Raw genomic sequence first — 17,859 nt, 5'->3', positions numbered from 1 at the left:
CCGATCATAGGAGCGGCCGCCAACCGCTCGTGTCGATGTCGTTCAACTGGATGATCCGATCCGCGGCCTTGCTCTGGATCTCGTCGATTGCGGCGAAGTACGTGTCGTCGTTCAGCTTCCCATTGACCCAAGCCGACGTGTATTGGTTCCATTGATCGAAGCTCTCCGCATCCAGACCGGTCGGCCAAGTGAACTTCGGCGTAATCGGGAACGGACGGGAGATCCAATCTTGCAGCAGATCGGGGACCGGAACGCCTTCGACGGCGCCGATCGAGGTCCCATCCTCCTGAATCAGCAGCGAGATGTTGTCCGGCGCGGTGAGGAATTGCAGGAAGCGGACGGCAGCCTCCTCCGTGCCGTGGCGTTCGACGGACGACCGCAGGATGTTAAGCGTCACGGACGGTTCGGGCTGGTAGGGGCCTCCCTCCGTGTACTTGGGCTCCGACACGTAAGGCGATTCTTCCACGGACAGCGGGACGGGAGGGAACATGCCGAACTCGAAGCCGCGCTCCTTGTTGCCCTCTTCCGTATTCAGCAGCCAGGTGCCGTCCTCGAACATCGCCACCTGTCCTTCCGCCCACGGCTTGGAGAAGTCGGTATATTCCCAGTTCGGCGGCGACACCTCGAACAGCTTCTTGAAGTTGGCGTACAGCTCTCTCGCATACGCATGCCGGACGGGCGACAGCATTCCTTCCTTGATGGCGCGCATCAGCTCTTCGTTGTCGATATGGCCGTTGGCATCCTGCTTCAGCCCGCCGGCTACGTTCTTCTCGAAGTAATAAGGTCCCAGATTAAAGATGTACGCCCAATTGTAGATTTGATTCTGCGCCGTCCACGGATGAAGGCCGATATAGCCCTTCGCGTTGAGCGCCTCCGCCGTCTCGATGAACTCGAGATAGGAATCCGGTATCGGAATGCCTTCCTTCTCGAAGATGGCTTTATTATAGAAGATAGCGGTCGCAGGGCCGGAATACAGGCTGATCGGAATTCCTGTCGAAGTTCCGTCGATCGCCGAATTCACCAGATTGTTCTCCCACAAATAAGCCGGGAATTGCTCGATCCACTTCCGATTGCCCTCCACGAACGGATTGGGCTCATCGAGATACCGGTCCAACGGCAAGTACCAGTTCTCCTCGGTGAACTGATTCCAGCTCATCCCGATATCCGGCGCATCGCCGGCGGAGAAGTGAGTCGTGTAGTAGCTCGCGAGCTCCGCCTGGTCCTTCTTGTTCATGCCGCGCACCCATTCGATCGTTACGTTCGGGTACAGCTTCATGAACTTGTCGGCGATCACCTGCCCGGCCACCCGCTTCTCGGGGTTCGTCTTGGTCCTGGCGGCATCGGTCGTCGGCGTGAACAGCCACAGGTCGACCTTCAAGGTGACGGGCTGACCGCCGGACAGAGGCTCCGCAGGCGCAGCGGCTTCCGTCTCCGCAGGGTTGGCGCCTGCCGAGCGCTGGCCGCCGGACAGTTCGTCGGTCCCCTCGGCGGCCGGAGGGCTCGTCCCCGTCCGTTCCGAATCCGCCGCGGAATGGAAGCAGCCCGCAGTCGGGAGGCACAGCAGCAGCCCTGTCATGATGTGTACAATCGGCTTCACTCGCGATTTCATGCTGCCTCAATTCCCCTTTGTACAGCTCTTACTACCATCTTAAAGTCAATGCCTCTATCGAACAACAAGGGATTGTTTAGGTTTGATTTGTGTTTTTTAGAAGAATGGGGAATCGGGGCCGGGCGGGCGGGGAACGGCTTCGCTTCGGAGTCCCCCTCCCCTCCCGATCCGACGATGTTGCGATTTTATATGATTTTTCGCATTCGTCATCGTGGATTCCAGGCGATCGAGGAGTTTTATATGATTTTTAGCATATATCCGACAATTCGAGCCGCAAAATTCTCCATATATGCTATTTTTCACATAGAATCGCCCAAACCGCCCTTTATCGTGCCGCACGAATGTGAATTTTCGCATAAAATCGCCTCGACACTAATCCAACGACACGATCTTCCGATACATGGATTTGTCCTTCAGCTTCCGGAACAACGAGTCCGCCGGCTTGAAGTTGGCTTCGATGATCCACGGTTTGCCGCTCACGTCGATGCCGATATCGAGCCCGACCTTGCGCACGCCGTAATGCTGGCGGAACAGCTCGGCCGATTGCAGCCCCATTCGGGTTACTTCCGCCTGAATCCGCCCCGCGGACTTGCCTTGGATGTTGGATTGCAGAATGGCCGCAGACAGCGGTACGACCCGGCCCCGGCTTCGCTCGACATTCGTGATTCGATAGCCCGGGCCGGCAATCTTCGCCAAGATGCCCGTTACGGCCCAATCGGACGATTGCTTCCGCTGCACCACCACACGAACATCGAACGGCCTTCCTCCTACTGCAGCCAAATCGATTTTCCGCTGTACGACATGCGGTTTCGCTTTGGTCTTGCCGGCCACCTGCAGGTAGGCTTCCTCCGCTCCAAGCACCTGCTGCTTCTTCCGCCCATCAACAATCTCATAGGAGCCGCCGCGCTGCCTGGAGATGAACAGAACGCCGTCGCCGCCCCATCCGCCGCTCGGCTTCACGACAACCTGTCCATATCGATCAAGCAAAGCGAGAAAATGGCTGCGGCTCATCCCATACGTCTCCGGAAGGGCGGGGAGCAGACTCGGCGATGTGAGCATCACTCGATGTTTACCTAGCTTGCTTCGGCTGTAGCGCAATCCAGTTCACCTCGCCATCCTCGTTGAACAACGGATGATCCTCGACTCCGGTTATCCGGTTGTCGCGATCCACGAACACGACGCGGGGAATAAGAGATTGGACCTCGCTCTCGTCCGCCTCTGCCATGCTGAGAATGATAACGAGATCGCCCGGCGCGAACAGATGGGCGGGCGGCCCGTTCAGGCAGATTCCCCCCGCCCCTTCCGGCCCCGGCAGCGCATAGGTCTTCCACCTCGTTGCATTGCGCAAGCTCGTCACCTGCACGATCTCGTAAGGCAGGATGCCGGCCTGCTTCATGAGCAGCGCATCAATCGTAATGCTGCCGACGTAGTCCAGCTCCGCCTCCGTCACGACAGCCCGGTGGATCTTGCTCTTGCAGAACAATCTCTTCAACCGCACCTTCCTCCGCTCCTAAGAAGTCGATTCTCTAATGGTTAATCTATGCAGCGTTCACCCGGTCCGTCTGGGTAGGATGCGGGTGGATCGACGGGAACGAAGCGCCCTCGCCGCCGCCGGCTTGCCACATACAATATAGCGATCGGCAGCAGCGAAAGGAGACAGGGAACGTGATCTTCCAGCTTACCTGCACGCGTTGCGGCACAAGCTTGCCCTTCCGTATCCGGGACATCCGATGCGTCTGCGGCGGCACGTTGGCCGTGGAATACGATATGGAACGGGTTCGGCGCAGGCTGACCCAAGACCGTCTTCGAGGAAGAGCGGCGAGCATGTGGAGGTACCGGGAGCTTCTTCCGGTGCGGCACGACAAGCATATCGTCTCCCTCGGGGAAGGCTGGACCCCGCTTGTCCGGCTGGAAGCGGCGGCGAAGTCCTTATCGCTCGGGGGGTTGTGGATAAAGCGGGATGAGCAGAATCCGACCGGAAGCTTCAAGGCGCGAGGCTTCTCCGCCGCTGTCTCGGTGGCCCAGGAGCACGGGATACGCCGAGTCGCGGTGAACTCGAACGGCAACGCCGCTTCCGCTCTGGCCGCCTATGCCGCTCGCGCCGGGATGGAGGCGTTCGTCTTCGTGCCGCGGGATTGCCCCCGGCCGATTGTGGAGGAGTGTCTGCTGTACGGCGCCCGAACGGTCTACGTGGACGGGCTTATTCACGACGCCGGCCGCATCGTCGGCGAAGGAGAAGCGGAGCAACTCTGGCATCATGTGGGCACATTGCAAGAGCCGGGCCGGGCGGAGGGGAAGAAAACGATGGGACTCGAGCTGGCCGAACAGCTCAGCTGGCAGTTGCCCGATGTTATTGTCTATCCGACCGGCGGCGGTTCGGGAGTGATCGGCATGTGGCGCGCGTTCGCTCAGCTTCGGGAGCTGGGATGGGTCGGAGAGCGGCTGCCGCGCTTCGTCAGTGTGCAGGAAGCGGGCTGTCAGCCGATCGTCGATGCGATGAGCGGCCGGCCGCATACGGCGAAGGGAGATTCCGCCCCGACCGGAATGCGAGTGCCGAATCCTCCCGACCTCGAGCTGGTCGTATCCGTCCTGCGCGCCTCGGGAGGGACTGCCATCGCGGTCACCGGGGACGAGATCGGCCAAGCTCGCAAGGCGATGGGGGCGCAAGGAATCTCGTCGTCCCCCGAAGGGGCCGCCACGTGGGCGGCGATGATTCGATTGACGGCGGACGGCTGGATTCGCAAGCGGGAGAAGGTTGTGTTGTTCAACACCTGTCACGCGATGAAATATACAGCGGGGGAAACGGAACCCGTGGCGGTTGTTCGAAACTATGCGGAATGGGCCGGACTGGGCTTGGATTGAGGCGAATGGCGCGGGTTGGCAGTCCCTCAACTGCTGCCGCCCCTTCGCCATGCTTTGGGAAAACGAAACAACGGAAAGTAGCAATTGCGGTTAGTTTAATGATACAATATCGTCAGAATAAAGTTATCCTTGGAAGGAGGTTGTACCGAATGAATATCAAGCCCTCCACTACAATAAGGCAGGATTATAATGGATTCTCCAAATATTGTCACGATATTGATGAGCCCGTGATTTTGACGCGTAACGGAGAAGCCGATTTAGTCGTTATGAGTCATGAGGCCTATCGAAGAATGGAAGCTCGCATCAAACTCCAATCTAAACTCCTGGTTGCAGAGAAACAGATAGCCGAAGGCGAACCATTGCTTGATCATGACCAAGTAATGGCAAGAATGCGGAGGAAAATTGATGCCGCCAAAGAATAAGGTCAAATATTCTCCAGCCGCATATTCTCCGGTTGCAATGGATGATATGGATGAAATCTTTTCGTATATAGCGAAGGATGATGTTTATGCGGCGGATACCCTGTTACAAAAGCTGGATCAACAAATTTCAAATCTGGCCAACTTCCCCCAGATGGGTTCTGTTTTGTCAGAGGATGAATATCAGCTTGTACAAAGAGGATATCGCTTTATTGTAGTGAAGCCATATCTTGTATTTTATCGAGTAATCCAAGGCACTGTGATTATCCATCGGATTTTGCATGGGCGCAGGGACTATCTTCGTGAGCTATTTGACTCGTTTGAATAATATTCGCATGCAAAGCTGCTCGAAAAAGAGTGGCTTTTTTTACTTTGCGATCCGATCCCTCCGATGCCGGAACCTTGCCCGCCCGATTCTCTCATCCTGGAAAAAAGAGTATAATAGATTGGCAAATAAGCTGTCGGCACAATGATTCCGCACGTTAGGAGAAGATTGGATGTCCATACTGACCAAGACGATCGGCAAGTTGAAGGAGTATCGCTTCTTCGTGCCATCCTATCAACGAGGGTACCGCTGGACGGAACGCGAGGTTAAAAAATTTCTGGATGACGTCCATGAATTTGTGGCGGAGGGGGACAAAAAATACTGCATCCAGCCGCTCATTGTCAAACGCCGCGACGACGGTTCTTATGAAGTTGTGGATGGGCAGCAGCGTCTTACCACAATCTATATTTTCATGAAAATCGCGGCTCAGGAAATACGTTCCGCCATCCCCCCGTTCGACTTGGAATACGAAACGCGGGAAGACAGCGCCGCGTTCCTCAAGTCGCTCTCCGACGACGAGGATCTGAACAAGGACAAAAATATCGACTATCATCACATCGCTTCGGCCTACGAGACCATCAACGCATGGTTCTCCAATCAGCATGACCGATCGGTGGCCATTCAGGAATTAAACACCAAAATAAGAAAAAGCGTATTTTTTATTTGGTATGAGATCCCTCCCGAGAGCGACCCGATTGCCGTGTTTACCAAAGTGAATTTAGGCAAAATTCCGTTGACCAACGCAGAGCTGATAAAGGCGCTTCTGTTGAACAAGGAAAATTTCCACACCGACTCCCATAAGCGCCAGATTGAAATTTCCCTTGCCTGGGACCGGATTGAGCAAGGGCTGCGCGATGACTCCTTCTGGTATTTCCTCAACGAGGAGGAACAAAGCGGCACCCGGATCGATATGCTGTTTGAATTGTTGGCGAACGAGCAGAACCTGGCTTTGGCAACGCCGCTATCGCAAGAGGGAGACTACTTCCCATTCGATGTTATCAACCATGCGATTGACGCTGCCCCGAATAAAGAGCAGTATGTGGACACGTTATGGAACTCGGTCAAGCAGCTATATGCCGAATTCCGCGAATGGTATTCCGACCTGAACAAATACCACATCATCGGGTATTTGATTGCTTCCGGGGTGACGGTTAAAGACATCGTTGCGCTCACTCGCGGCAAACGCAAAAGCGCTGTGCTGCAAGACTTGTTAGCGAAAGCAAAAGAGAAAACAAAAGTAAAAGCGAGAAACGGAAGGTACGACTTGTCCGCTATCGTGTATGGCAACGACAACACGAAAATCAAACAATTGCTGCTTCTGTTTAACCTGGCCACTCTTGTATGCAAAAGCGAAAAACAGTATCGCTTCCCCTTCGATGTGTACAAAGGCGAAACGGGAGAGAGGCTGAAATGGGATATCGAGCATATTCATGCCACTGCGGACGAAACGGATGATGCGGACGATTCGCTGTGGAACTTGACCTTGTTGGAGCGGAGCACCAATCGGAGCAGAGCGTACGCTTGCGAGACGTTCACGACCAAACGCCAAATTATCCTTGACCGCGAATCGAGAGGATTGTTTGTCCCGCTCTGCACCAAAAATATTTTCCTCAAGGCGTATTCCGCCAATCTGAGCGATATGGAAGTGTGGGGCAGCGAGGATAAAAAAGATTACATCGCCGAAATGGAAAAAATACTCGAAACGTTCTTCGAAGGAAGGTTTAAATGATGGCGGAGCACCCCGTAAACACGCTGCTGAAGCTGCTTGCTGAATTTCGCGTGGAAATTCCGATTGTCCAGCGCGATTATGCCCAGGGACGTCAAGACCCCGACACGACCATCGTGCGCGAAACGCTGCTTGCGGACATCCGAACGGCGATCCGGGAACAAAAAAATCCCGTTGAACTCAACTTCGTATACGGCAAGGTCGAAGGGGATACCTTCATCCCCATCGACGGGCAGCAGCGGCTTACAACGCTTTTTCTGCTGCATATTTACGCGTTTGCCGACGACCCTTCCCGAACCGAGCTCTTCAAGAAGTTCTCCTATGAGACAAGGACAAGCTCGCGCGACTTTCTGGAAAAGCTGACCCTGCATCGAAGCGCCGTGTTCACAGATGCGGCTGCGCCTTCCGCCGAAATCGAAGATTCGGAATGGTTCGTCGCCGGATGGAAGTACGACCCGACCATCCAATCCGCGCTTACGATGCTTGACGATATCAAGCAAGCGTTCTGCGAGGCGGACAACCTTGCCCACTGCCTCTCCAATCCGGCGTTCGAGCCCGTTGTATTTAAGTTTCTGGAGATGAAGGAGCTCGGAATGGAGGATAGCCTCTATATCAAGCTGAACTCCCGCGGCAAGCCGTTGACGCCTTTTGAGAATTTCAAAGCGCAATTGATTGGACGGCTTCAGAAGCTGAAGCTGCCGATGACCGTCGATTTCGAGCAGCGCTTCGATCGCGAATGGACAGACTTGTTTTGGGCCAACAGTCAGAAGAGCTTCGACCAGACGTTCCTTGCGTTCTTCGGCGAGATTCTGATCAACAAGGGACTGCTGGTACAGTCAAGCAATTGGGAACGAGGCTTGAGTTACGATCGGATAAGCGCGGATGTATTCGAGGCCGCTTACAATACCCTAACCTACTTGTGCTCGAACTTAAATGACGCGATTACGCATCGGCTTGTTTTCAAAGCATTGTCCGCCAATCGGAATTATCAGGACAGGGTCATCTTCCATGCGATAACAACGTACTTCCATTCATCCAAGGGAATCAAGGAAGAGTCTTACGAACAATGGCTTCGGATCATGAAGAACCTGACGCTTAATTCGACTATCGACGAGATTTCACTCTATCATCGCGCGGTAGAAGGGATAAACCATGCGGCCAAGCACTGGGATTCCTTGCTTGACTGCTTCGCCCAAGGCGGATCGATCGTCGGGTTCTCGTCCGAGCAAGTGAAGGAAGAGCAAGAGAAAGCCAAACTGATTGCCGGCGACGCAGCATTCGCCCAAGCGATCTACGACGCCGAGGAGCATCCCTACTTCAGCGGGCAAATCCGCTCTGCCCTTCATTACTCCATTGGGCCCGACAATCTGCACGACAAAAACTCGTTTGTCCGGTATTGGACCAAAATATCCGCGCTCATCGGTCATACGGGGCCCATCCATGGCAACCTTCTGCGGCAGGCGCTTCTGTCCTTGGGCGATTATACGCTGCCGGTTGGCGCTTACCGAACCTTGTGCGTGAACGATCCCAACGAAGCCGCCAGTACGCCCAGCTTAAAGCGGTTGTTCTCCAATCATGGAGCCATCGTTAAACGGTTGCTTGACGCCATTGCGGATGCTGCCGATGTCGAGGGGGAGTTGAAGGCGCTGCTGGCTGGCGCAACGGTCCCCCAATCCGATTGGCGTTACTGCTTTATCCTTGTCCCTGCGCTGTTTAACGAGATGAGCGCTTCCCACTACAGGCTGCGCGAGATCGACGGGGAGATGATTCTTGTTCCCAACAAATCCACGAACGGCTACAGTTATGGCGTCTTCCTCACGGCACTCTGCGAGCAGCTTAAATCCAAGCACGCCATCGAGCTGCTGCAGGATGTCTTGGGCACATGGGCAGACCGTTATTTATCCGTAAAGGGGCTCGAGATTCGATATAAAAACAACAAATTTATCATAACAAACAACGGCAATCCGATCTACGAAACGCAGTCCGACCGTCCGATTGCAGAGGTTATGGCTTCCGGCCTCCTGTGAATGACAATCAACAAGCTCTTGAACCGTCCCAAGGACAAGTTCAGGAGCTTGTTTCCGCTTCCCGGATCGATCACCCTTGTTACCCTTCTTACCCTTCTTGCCCCTCTTACCCTTTGACCGCCGAGCTGGAGAAGCCTTGGATAATGTACTTCTGCCCGGCGAAGAACACAATGAGCAGCGGCAAGACGCTTGCCGTCGCCGCGGCCATCATCAGGTTGTAATCGACTCCGGCCTCCTGCATAAAATTCTGCATGCCGAGCGGCACCGTATACAGGTTCTTGTCGATCAGGAAGATCAGGGCGTTCTCGTAGTCGTTCCAGTTCCAGGTAAAATCGATGATAGCGAACGTAGCCAGCACCGGCTTCGAGAGCGGCAGGAACATCCGCGCGAAGATGCGGATATGGCCCGCACCGTCGATAAACGCCGCTTCGGAGATCTCCTGCGGAAGGGACAGGAAGAACTGGCGGATCATGAACACGCCGAATACCGTGAACAAGCCGGGCAGAATCAACGCCCAATGCGTGTTGTAGATATGCATCCAATCGAACATGATGAACTTGGGAACGAACAGCACCTGCTGCGGGATCATCATCAGGCACAGATACAGGAAGAAGATCGTGTTCCGGCCTTTGAACTCGATCTTGGCGAACCCGTACGCCGCAAGCGCCGCCAGCAAAGGGGCGAGAATCATAAGCGTCGCAGAGATTTTTAACGAGTTGAGGTAGAAGGTCAGGAAGCCGTCGCCCGTCGTCCACACCTTGATGTGATTGGTCATGACCGGGTCGAGAGGAATCCACTGGATCGGGTACGTGAAGACGTCCTTCGGCTTCTTGAACGAGGTGCTGATCATCCACAGCATCGGCGACAGCAGCAGCAGGCTTAAGAAAGCCATGATGATCGTATTAAGCCACTTGACGGCCCGGCGCTGAAGCGTTCGGCTAACTTGCGCATTCATGATTGTGCTGATGCTCCCTTCCCGGTCAGTAATGCACCCATCTCTTCTGTCCCCACCATTGCAGCAGGGAGATGAGCAGAATCAGCAGAAACATCGTCCACGATATGGCGGATGCGTAGCCCATCTCATAGAAATGGAAAGCTTGTTTATAAGCAAAAATCGAGAACACCGATGTGCTGTTGGCCGGGCCGCCCTGCGTTATCGCATAGATCATGCCGAAGCCTTTGACGGCGCCGACAAACCCTGTGATGAGCAGGAAGAACGTCGTCGGACTGACGAGCGGCAGGATAACTTTGGAGATCAGATGACGAGTCTTGGCGCCGTCGATTCGGGCCGCCTCCATCAGCTCGGTCGAAATATCCTGCAGCGCCGCCAAATAAATGATCATGTTGTAGCCGATGCCGCCTACGGTGAGCATAATGAGCATCCCGATCATCGCCGTATCCGGCGAGGAGAACCACCGCGGCGGGTCGGTTATCCCCGCCGACCGCAGGAAGGCGTTGATCGGACCTTCGCTTGGCTGGAACAGCACCATCCATACGAAGGCGATCGCGATTCCGCTCGTAAAGTAGGGGGCGAAGAAGAAGGCGCGCAGCGTCTTGGTCAGATAAACACGGTTGTTGAGCATAACGGCAATCAGGAAGCCGATGATGACGGCAACCGGAACGGGAAGCATCACGAGCAGCGTGTTCTTGAGAGAGATCCAGAACAGCTCCTCCTTGACCATTCTGCGGAAGTTGTCCAAGCCGATAAAGTGCGGCCCCCGGCCGCTTGAGAACACCCAATCGGTAAACATCAAATAAAACGAGAATAAGGCAGGAACTAGCAGGAACACGGTCATGCCGATAACGTTCGGGGCTATAAACACATATCCGAGCATTCGCTGCCGCTTCATCCAACTCATGGGATCACCGTCTTTTCCGGGAATAAAAAAGGGAGGCACGGAGCATGCCCCGTCTCCTCCTTCTTGTCTTCGATCACTTCGCGGCTGCTTTTAAGTTGTCATTGTGGATGCGGGCGAGCTCCTTGGAGCCTTCTTCGGGCGTCAGCTTCTGGCTGAACACCTTGTCGTAAACGACCTGGAAGTCCGAGGACGTCTTCGCGTCAAGCTGCGACAAGGCATAGGGTAGATCGGCGCCGAGCAAGACCCGCTTGACCGAATCCAGGTCGTACGTGTCCTCCACCCCTTCGAACATGACCTTGACGGCTTCATCCGCATCCAGATCCTTCGAGGACGGCAGGCGTCCGCCCTTGGCGAGCGGGAGCATGCCCTCATCGGCATACCACTTGACGAACTCCCAAGCCTCGTCCTTGTACTTGGATTTGGGATTGATCGACAGCACGTCTCCCAAGCCGCCGTTATAAATATAATCGGTCTGATCCGCAGTCACCTTGGGCGCGGGAGCGAGAGCCACCTTGAAGTCCCGCGGGAAGTCGGTCAGGTTGTTCGTTGTCCGGAAGATCTGCTCCGTCGAGAACAGCATCGCCGTCTCTCCCTTGACGAACATCTGATCCAGAGCCGGCTTCGACGTGATCTGTTCGGTATGAGGCATCATGCTCTTGTCCGTGAACATCATGTCCAGGTATACCTCGAACGTCTTGACCGTAAACGGATTGTCGAACGCCGAGGTACCGTCCGAATTCGTCATCTCCAGGCTCTGCTTCATAATGGAGCTGTTGATCGACTGCGCGAAGAAATAATCCCCTTCGGCAAGTCCCCACACCTTATCGCTCTTGAGCTTGTTCGCGTAATCCCTCATGTCGTCCAACGTCCAGTCGGTCGGCACCTCAAGCCCTTGGGCGTCCAGCATGTCCTTGTTCAACCAGACGTAAGTGCCGCCCTTCTTCGTCGGCACGCCGTAGTACTTGCCGTCCATCTTCCAGGCGGAGGCGGCGGACCCCATCTTGTCGTCAATGTCATATTCGCTGAAGGAGCTCAGATCCAGCGCATTGCCGGCCTGGACTCGCTTCTCCAAGGTAGAGTAAGCATAGTTCATGTAGAGGTCGACTTGCTGCCCGGAGATAAGCGCGGTGTCCAGCTTCAGATTGCCGGCGTCGTCATTGACGAAGCGCACATACTCGATCTGAATGTCCGGATGCAGCTTGTTCCAGTTGTCGACCGCTTCCTGAGGACCGTTCTCCGCCGGCACTCCTCCCCACATCGTCAGCTTCACCGTTTCTTTCTTGGAATCCGCTTGGGACGGGCTTGCTGCGGACGACGGCGAGCCGGCTGCCGTCGTGCCGCCGTCGTTCGTGCCGCTGTTGCCGCTGTTCCCGTTGCTGCCGCAGCCGGCAAGCAGCAGGGTGCCGGCCGTACATAAGGCAATCGCGGCGACATGGAACGATTTCTTTGTCTTCATTCGTAGACCTCCTCGTGTATATAAGGGATGATGCAATTCCCTCTATTCACACTATATCAGCCGGCTCGTCTTCCTCTCAGAGTCAAATCTTACGAGTTAATATGACAAATCCGAGATCGCTTGCGCCTTGCGATAGGCGCTGGGCGTCTGCCCGACCTCGCGCTTGAACAGCTTGATGAAGTACGCATCGTCGGCGAACCCCGTCCGGTCGGCCACCTCGACGACGCTCCACTCCGTCGTGCGCAGCAGCCGCTTGGCGTGTCCAATGCGAATATTCTGCAGGAAGGCGACCGGCGTCTGCCCGGTCTTCCGGCGAAACAAGGTGCTTAAGTAATCGACGTTCATCGCAGCCAGCTTCGCCATATCCTTCACCGTCACGTTCTCCCGATAGTTCTCCAGCATATGCCGAATGACCCGATTCACGTCCGGATGATCGGTGAACAGGCCTTCCTCTTCGTTTAACCGCCGCAGCAGCTCCGCAACCCATCGCTTCATCGTCTGCAGCAATTGGCGATGAGTTCGTTCCGCCAGCAATTCCGCCACCTGCGGCTCCCCTCGGCCGCGCGCCAGCGTCGTCATCATCCCTGCGAGGCGAACGGCCGTCATCTTGACTTCGATATGGCCGTATCGCTCCGCGTCCATCCCCCGCCAGAGCGAATCCAGCAGCTCGAGGCACTTCGTCTCGTGCCGTTCCTCGAAGCAGCGCACGAGCTCCCCTTCCAGCTCGCGCATCGGCGGTTCGGGACCGCTCTCGCGAGCCGAATCGCCCTCGTACCAGCACGGGTCCAACTGCCCGAGCGCCAGTCCCCAATGCTGCGTCAGCGAATCGAGGCTGCCTCCCCCCGCTGCCGCCGCGCAGAGCTCCCCCGCCTTGCCCGCACGCAACAACTCCCCGGAAGCTTGTTTGCTCCAGCAGAAGAAGGCCGTCTCCCCCGCTTCCGTGAACGAGTGGACCGCCACATATTGTTCGTTGGAGACGATATCTGCTTCCATCAGTTGTTCCCACGTGATCGGGGCGCTCCCATTTAATACCGTATAAACAGTCAAGTGGAGCGCACGGAAGTCATCCGGCACGGCAGAAGGCTTCCCGGCCGGATCGGTCAGGCCGGCCTGCCGCCGCAGCTCCGCCCACGCCTGATAATAGAACGGGTGCAGCGCTTCGCCTTTACGCTCCAGCTCGCTTATGAGCTCCCCCTTGATCCGGGACAGATTCGCCAGCAAAATATCGTCGCTGAGGGACAGCTTCAGCAAATAGTTGGTCGCACCGTACTGCAATGCATTGCGCGCGTAATCGAAGTCGCTCATCGCCGTCAGCATAATAAAGCGGCACGGAATTCCTTCTTCCCGAACGAGACGGAGCAATTCGATGCCGTCCATCCCCGGCATCACGATGTCGCATATGACGACATCGGGTCGCAGCGCCCGAATGTCGGCCAGCGCATCCTTGCCGGTGCCCGCTTCCCCAACGACTCGGAAGCCGTGCGTCTCCCATTCCAGAATCTCGCGGATTGCCTGGCGCACGAACGCTTCGTCTTCAACCAGATAGATCGTCCACATGCTTGATCTCTCCTTCGGAGAATGGAGTTGATACCAACAGGGCCGTCGTCATTCTGACAAGCGTGCCGCTCGCTACGGGGACAAACTCCAGCTCGGCATCCTCTCTGTACAGAAGCTGAAGCCGTTCCTTCACATTGCCGATGCCGATGCCCGGGCGGCTCCGCCGCTTCGGCTTGCGGGACGCTTCCTCCAAGCCGATCCCGTCATCCTGCACCTCAAGCACAAGCTTGCCTTCCTCCGCCCTCGCCCGAATCGCGATCGTCCCGTGCTGCTCCTCCGAGTCGAAGCCGTGGACGATCGCATTCTCCACAAGCGGCTGCAGGCTGAGCTTCGGCACAAGCGCGTAAGTGACCGAAGGGTCGATGTCATAGGTCATCGCGAACCGGTCCCGGTATCGGAATCGCTGGATCGATTCATAGGCTCTCAGCAGACGAATCTCTTCGTGCAGGGGCAGCAGCTCCAGCTCCGAATTGAGACTTGCCTCCAGCAAGCCGCCGAGCGCGATGCAGATGTCCGCCATCGGAGCATTCTTCTCCTTGCGCGCCATCCACTTTAACGTATTGAGCGTATTGAGCAGGAAGTGCGGATTCATCTGCGTCAGCAGCATCTGGAACCGGACCGCCTGCTTCTGCCGCTCCTCCTCCTTCAGCTTCTTGAGCAGCGCGCCGATGTCGTCAATCATCCGGTTAAAGCTTCCGCCAAGCGAAGCGATCTCCCTCGTCGAGCTCATCTTGAGATCGAGCCTTACGTTCAGCTTCTTCTCGGACGCTTCCTCCATCCGCTTCTGGAGAACGGAGAGGGGCCGGGTGACGCGCGCCGCAATCAAGAAGGTTACTGTCACGAAGACGACGACGAGCAGCCCGAGAATCAGGAAGAAGCGGCTGCGCAGCAAGGTCAGCTCCGACCACAGATCGCCGAGCGAGACGCTGCTGACGACGTACCAATCCAGCTCGTCGAGGTAGCTGTACGTGACGAGCGAAGCGGCCGCGGCGTCCCGATAATACCCCGAGCTCCGGCCCTCCCGCACAATCCGCCCGACGATGTCGCCGCCGACGGTCGCGTCTCCGCTCCGCAGAACGGACTCGCCGTCGCTCGTAAAGACGGCAAGCTCCTGTCCGGGAGTCACATTTTTAACCGTATTGTTGAACCATTCCTGCGCGTCGATGCTGATTCGTGCCAGTCCGTAATCGCCCCTGGTCTGCTCCTGCAGCATGATATACAAGCTTAACAGCTTGTTCCCGCGATTGTTGTAGATGTCGTTCAAGTCGCTCGCAACCCACTTGTACGAATGAGGGGACTGCTCCAGCCTGTTCTTCCAGGCCTCAAATTCGGCCATTGAGTTGGATAGCCGGTCATTCGGAGGATACGACGTGTACACATTCCCCTCGTGGTCGATCAGCTTGAAGTAAAGCTCGGTCTGGTGGAAAAAGAAGCTGTTGTTGATGCCCGCCATCTTGCTCTCGATCAGCTTCTTCCGTTCTAGGGGGTCATAGCGCTCCGGCGTATTCATGACCTGAATCAGGCCCTCGTCCTGGTTCAGCATCGTATGCGTCTTGTAAGCGAACGCCATCATGTCCGTTAAGGAGGTATTGACCTGCTGCATCCGCTCGGACATGCGTTCGATCAGATCGTCCTGGCGAATCGATTCGAAGCTGCGGAACAGCGAGTAGACGGCAAGACATAACGGAAGCAGCAGCAGCACAACGAAGGTGACGATCAAGCGATATTTTAACGTCAATGGGACTCTTGCGGGCCAACGCTTCGGCCACATCTTCACGGACAGCCGCCTCCACATGTTCGGATTGCCTGCCATAGATGACTTCATCTCAGGTTGGCTTCATCTCAGGTTGGCTTCATCTTAGCAAAGCAATTACTCGCTGTATAGTAACCGCAGAACAGGAACCGCAGGACAGGAACCGCAGGATAGCAACCCGCGCCCGCGTTCGCTCAGGGCTTGACGACTTCGATGGAGCGGATATATTCGTCTCCCGCGTTGGCATCCTGCAGGCTGCTGATCCGGATGTCGGCATGCTCGGTCAACGCTCCGTCAAAGCTTGCGTCCGCAATCGTCTTCGTATAGCTTCGCCACAGGTTCGTATTCGTCTTCTGAATCGTGTACGAGGACATGCTGTCGGAATCCGTACTATTGTAATCGACCCGGATCAGCCCGTTGCCGCGATCCAGATAACGAATGGTGACGATCAGCGTATGATCGTCCTTCCCGGCGATGGCTCCCGATACCCGGAGACTCAAGAAGTGTCCGTTCGGAACCTTCCTTGCGTCCAGCGCTTCGTTATTCGCATCCGGGTAATCCTTCATCAGCACGGTATAAGCGGTATTCGCAGCGTCCGTCTTCAGCACCGGCTCCATGAATTTGAATTGATTGTACCGGTTCATCACCGCCTTCGCCTGATTGCTCCGCTTCTTCACGACAACCGAATCGAAGAAGACGTCCTCGCTCCCTGTCCGGATGCGGAAGTCGCCTGCGCCGTATTGTCTGTTGCCGAATTTGGCATCCGTGATTCTGAACGTTACGGTGCGAAGGTCGCCGCCGTTCGTCAGCGCAATGCTGCCTCGGGGAGTCGCTTCGTTCGTATAGGCTCTTTGGAAAATCGAGGCGGTGTCCGATCCCGCAGCAGAGTCGTATTCCAAAGCAAACGTGCCGGTGCCGGAATCGAGGTAGGTGACATCGATGGTCACTTCAGGATCGAGTCCGCCGTTCGTGTCCTTCAGCCAATTGTCGTTAAGGGCAAAATAGACGCTTTTGGTCGCAGCAACCTTCGGGTACGCCCCCGCCCCGGATACGACCAAGCCGCTGTCAAACGGGGTCGTGTTCACCGTTAACGTCGTGTTCGGGTTGAAGGGGTTCCTCAGATCGTTGGCGGCTCCTCCCGAGGCCTGGTAATGCCAATTGGCCCGAAGCGGGTTCAGATCGGCGTCCAGCAAGCCGTAATAATTCTCGGTAGGGGTCGAGCTGTTGCCCGAAGTCGATTTGAACACGTACCAGAACACCTTCTCGATATCCGGCCATTGGCTGTAAAGCGTATACAACTGATCCAGAAAATCGGCCTTGTGGTATTCGGCGGACTGGGCTGCGTCCACTTCGTCGGATACGGGAATATACATATCCGGATACGCCGACATGCCCGTCTCGGTCACCCATATTTTCCTGCCCGCGAAGAGGGACTGATACTCGCTGCTCTGCATCATCGCAACAACCGTCTCGTACTTCCGGATGATGTTGCGCGTGTTCCCGTTCCCATATAGATGAACGTTCATCAGATCAAATGGCGTGCCTTGGTTGGCAATCTTGATTTGGGACATCAGACTGTCCAGGAAGGCATAGCTCTCGTTCGCGCCGTCCGTCGTAAGGGCCAGTCCGCCCAGGAGCACCTTCTGATCGTTCGGCACGGCGTGAACGGACGGATCGTGGATCACGTTATAGGCGCGGGTGAGCAGATTCCAGTAATCGTCCACGCTGCCTTTGAAGTGCGCAGGGAAATCCTCCTCGTTCCAAACCTCCCAACGGCTGATTTGATCCTGTTGATTCGCGTCCTTGAATTTAGTTGTAATAAAGCTGACGTATTGCTCCCAATCGGCCAGATCCGCCGGAGGATACAAGGCGAAATCCGGAGAGCTCGGCTGACTCGACGCCCACATCGGGGTGCCCAGCAGCACGAAAACAATCTCGATCCGGTTCGCCCGCAAGCGATTGACGATGTCCTGGAGCTTGGCGAGATACGCGTCGTTGTACCCGCCGTTCGACGATGTGCCGGGATCGTTCGGCTGAATGGTTCTCCACTCCGGCGAGATGCGAACCCACTTCACTCCTTCGCTTGCCATCTGGTCGATGATGTCTGCATAATTGCTGTAAATATGAGGATGCTCGTTTACTCCGAAATAAGACATGACGTCCTCCGACGCGCGCGAGGTCTGCGGCAAGCAGCCCAGCGCAAGCACCGTCGCCAGCAACAAGCCGATCGCCTTGCTCCATCTCACCATGCTCCATCCTCCCCTTA

Annotated in this window: 14 protein-coding genes; 5 read left to right on the top strand and 9 right to left on the bottom strand. The window is 56.0% G+C overall.

Translation table 11 applies throughout. The features are described 5' to 3' along the window. Nucleotides 1-4: 4 nt before the first annotated feature. The 3 genes from E6C55_RS18645 to panD all read right to left on the bottom strand — a co-directional run bounded on the left by E6C55_RS18645 (nucleotide 5) and on the right by panD (nucleotide 3,101). Nucleotides 5-1,609 carry an ABC transporter substrate-binding protein gene (locus E6C55_RS18645; RefSeq protein ID WP_136371327.1) on the bottom strand — a complete coding sequence of 535 codons (1,605 nt, stop codon included), beginning with the start codon at nucleotides 1,607-1,609 and terminating at the stop codon, nucleotides 5-7. Between the two features lie 372 nt (nucleotides 1,610-1,981). Next, nucleotides 1,982-2,668: a YheC/YheD family protein gene (locus E6C55_RS18640; RefSeq protein WP_230986751.1), complete on the bottom strand. Its 687-nt coding sequence runs from the start codon at nucleotides 2,666-2,668 to the stop codon at nucleotides 1,982-1,984. A gap of 10 nt (nucleotides 2,669-2,678) precedes the next feature. Then, nucleotides 2,679-3,101, bottom strand: coding sequence for an aspartate 1-decarboxylase (gene panD, locus E6C55_RS18635; RefSeq protein ID WP_136371325.1), 423 nt, complete (start codon nucleotides 3,099-3,101; stop codon nucleotides 2,679-2,681). Nucleotides 3,102-3,274: 173 nt separating this feature from the next. Here panD and E6C55_RS18630 point away from each other — a divergent pair, with 173 nt between their 5' ends. From E6C55_RS18630 to E6C55_RS18610, 5 genes are all read left to right on the top strand, one after another. Continuing rightward, a complete protein-coding gene (locus tag E6C55_RS18630) occupies nucleotides 3,275-4,471 on the top strand; it encodes a threonine synthase (RefSeq protein ID WP_136371324.1) in 1,197 nt (398 codons plus the stop codon). A 149-nt stretch (nucleotides 4,472-4,620) separates the two neighbouring features. Next, nucleotides 4,621-4,893 carry a type II toxin-antitoxin system Phd/YefM family antitoxin gene (locus tag E6C55_RS18625; RefSeq protein WP_136371323.1) on the top strand — a complete coding sequence of 91 codons (273 nt, stop codon included), beginning with the start codon at nucleotides 4,621-4,623 and terminating at the stop codon, nucleotides 4,891-4,893. Next, complete coding sequence (locus E6C55_RS18620) at nucleotides 4,877-5,218, top strand: type II toxin-antitoxin system RelE/ParE family toxin (protein ID WP_136371322.1); 342 nt, start codon at nucleotides 4,877-4,879, stop codon at nucleotides 5,216-5,218. Before E6C55_RS18625 ends, E6C55_RS18620 begins: the two co-directional genes overlap by 17 nt. A 169-nt stretch (nucleotides 5,219-5,387) precedes the next feature. Next, nucleotides 5,388-6,944: a DUF262 domain-containing protein gene (locus E6C55_RS18615; protein ID WP_136371321.1), complete on the top strand. Its 1,557-nt coding sequence runs from the start codon at nucleotides 5,388-5,390 to the stop codon at nucleotides 6,942-6,944. Continuing rightward, nucleotides 6,941-8,968 carry a DUF262 domain-containing protein gene (locus E6C55_RS18610; RefSeq protein WP_136371320.1) on the top strand — a complete coding sequence of 676 codons (2,028 nt, stop codon included), beginning with the start codon at nucleotides 6,941-6,943 and terminating at the stop codon, nucleotides 8,966-8,968. Before E6C55_RS18615 ends, E6C55_RS18610 begins: the two co-directional genes overlap by 4 nt. Before the next feature lie 106 nt (nucleotides 8,969-9,074). Here E6C55_RS18610 and E6C55_RS18605 read toward each other — a convergent pair whose 3' ends face one another. The 6 genes from E6C55_RS18605 to E6C55_RS18580 form a co-directional block, all read right to left on the bottom strand. Beyond that, on the bottom strand, nucleotides 9,075-9,923 hold the full coding sequence (locus tag E6C55_RS18605; RefSeq protein WP_136371319.1) for a carbohydrate ABC transporter permease: 849 nt from the start codon (nucleotides 9,921-9,923) through the stop codon (nucleotides 9,075-9,077). A 25-nt stretch (nucleotides 9,924-9,948) separates the two neighbouring features. After that, on the bottom strand, nucleotides 9,949-10,827 hold the full coding sequence (locus E6C55_RS18600) for a carbohydrate ABC transporter permease (protein ID WP_136371318.1): 879 nt from the start codon (nucleotides 10,825-10,827) through the stop codon (nucleotides 9,949-9,951). 73 nt (nucleotides 10,828-10,900) lie between these two features. Next, the gene (locus tag E6C55_RS18595; protein WP_136371317.1) at nucleotides 10,901-12,283 is read right to left on the bottom strand and encodes an ABC transporter substrate-binding protein; all 1,383 of its coding nucleotides are present in this window, start codon (nucleotides 12,281-12,283) and stop codon (nucleotides 10,901-10,903) included. Nucleotides 12,284-12,379: 96 nt separating this feature from the next. Then, a complete protein-coding gene (locus tag E6C55_RS33880; protein ID WP_168735738.1) occupies nucleotides 12,380-13,840 on the bottom strand; it encodes a response regulator in 1,461 nt (486 codons plus the stop codon). Further along, nucleotides 13,818-15,665, bottom strand: coding sequence for a cache domain-containing sensor histidine kinase (locus E6C55_RS18585; RefSeq protein ID WP_136371316.1), 1,848 nt, complete (start codon nucleotides 15,663-15,665; stop codon nucleotides 13,818-13,820). The genes E6C55_RS33880 and E6C55_RS18585 overlap by 23 nt, the downstream gene beginning before the upstream one ends. Before the next feature lie 122 nt (nucleotides 15,666-15,787). Next, the gene (locus E6C55_RS18580) at nucleotides 15,788-17,842 is read right to left on the bottom strand and encodes a glycosyl hydrolase (RefSeq protein ID WP_136371315.1); all 2,055 of its coding nucleotides are present in this window, start codon (nucleotides 17,840-17,842) and stop codon (nucleotides 15,788-15,790) included. Nucleotides 17,843-17,859 lie beyond the last annotated feature (17 nt).

The organism is Cohnella fermenti, assembly GCF_004801405.1.
Classification (GTDB): Bacteria; Bacillota; Bacilli; order Paenibacillales; family Paenibacillaceae; genus Cohnella; species Cohnella fermenti.
Note: the sequence above shows the minus strand (reverse complement) of the source record. Positions and strands in the feature narration are given on the sequence as shown.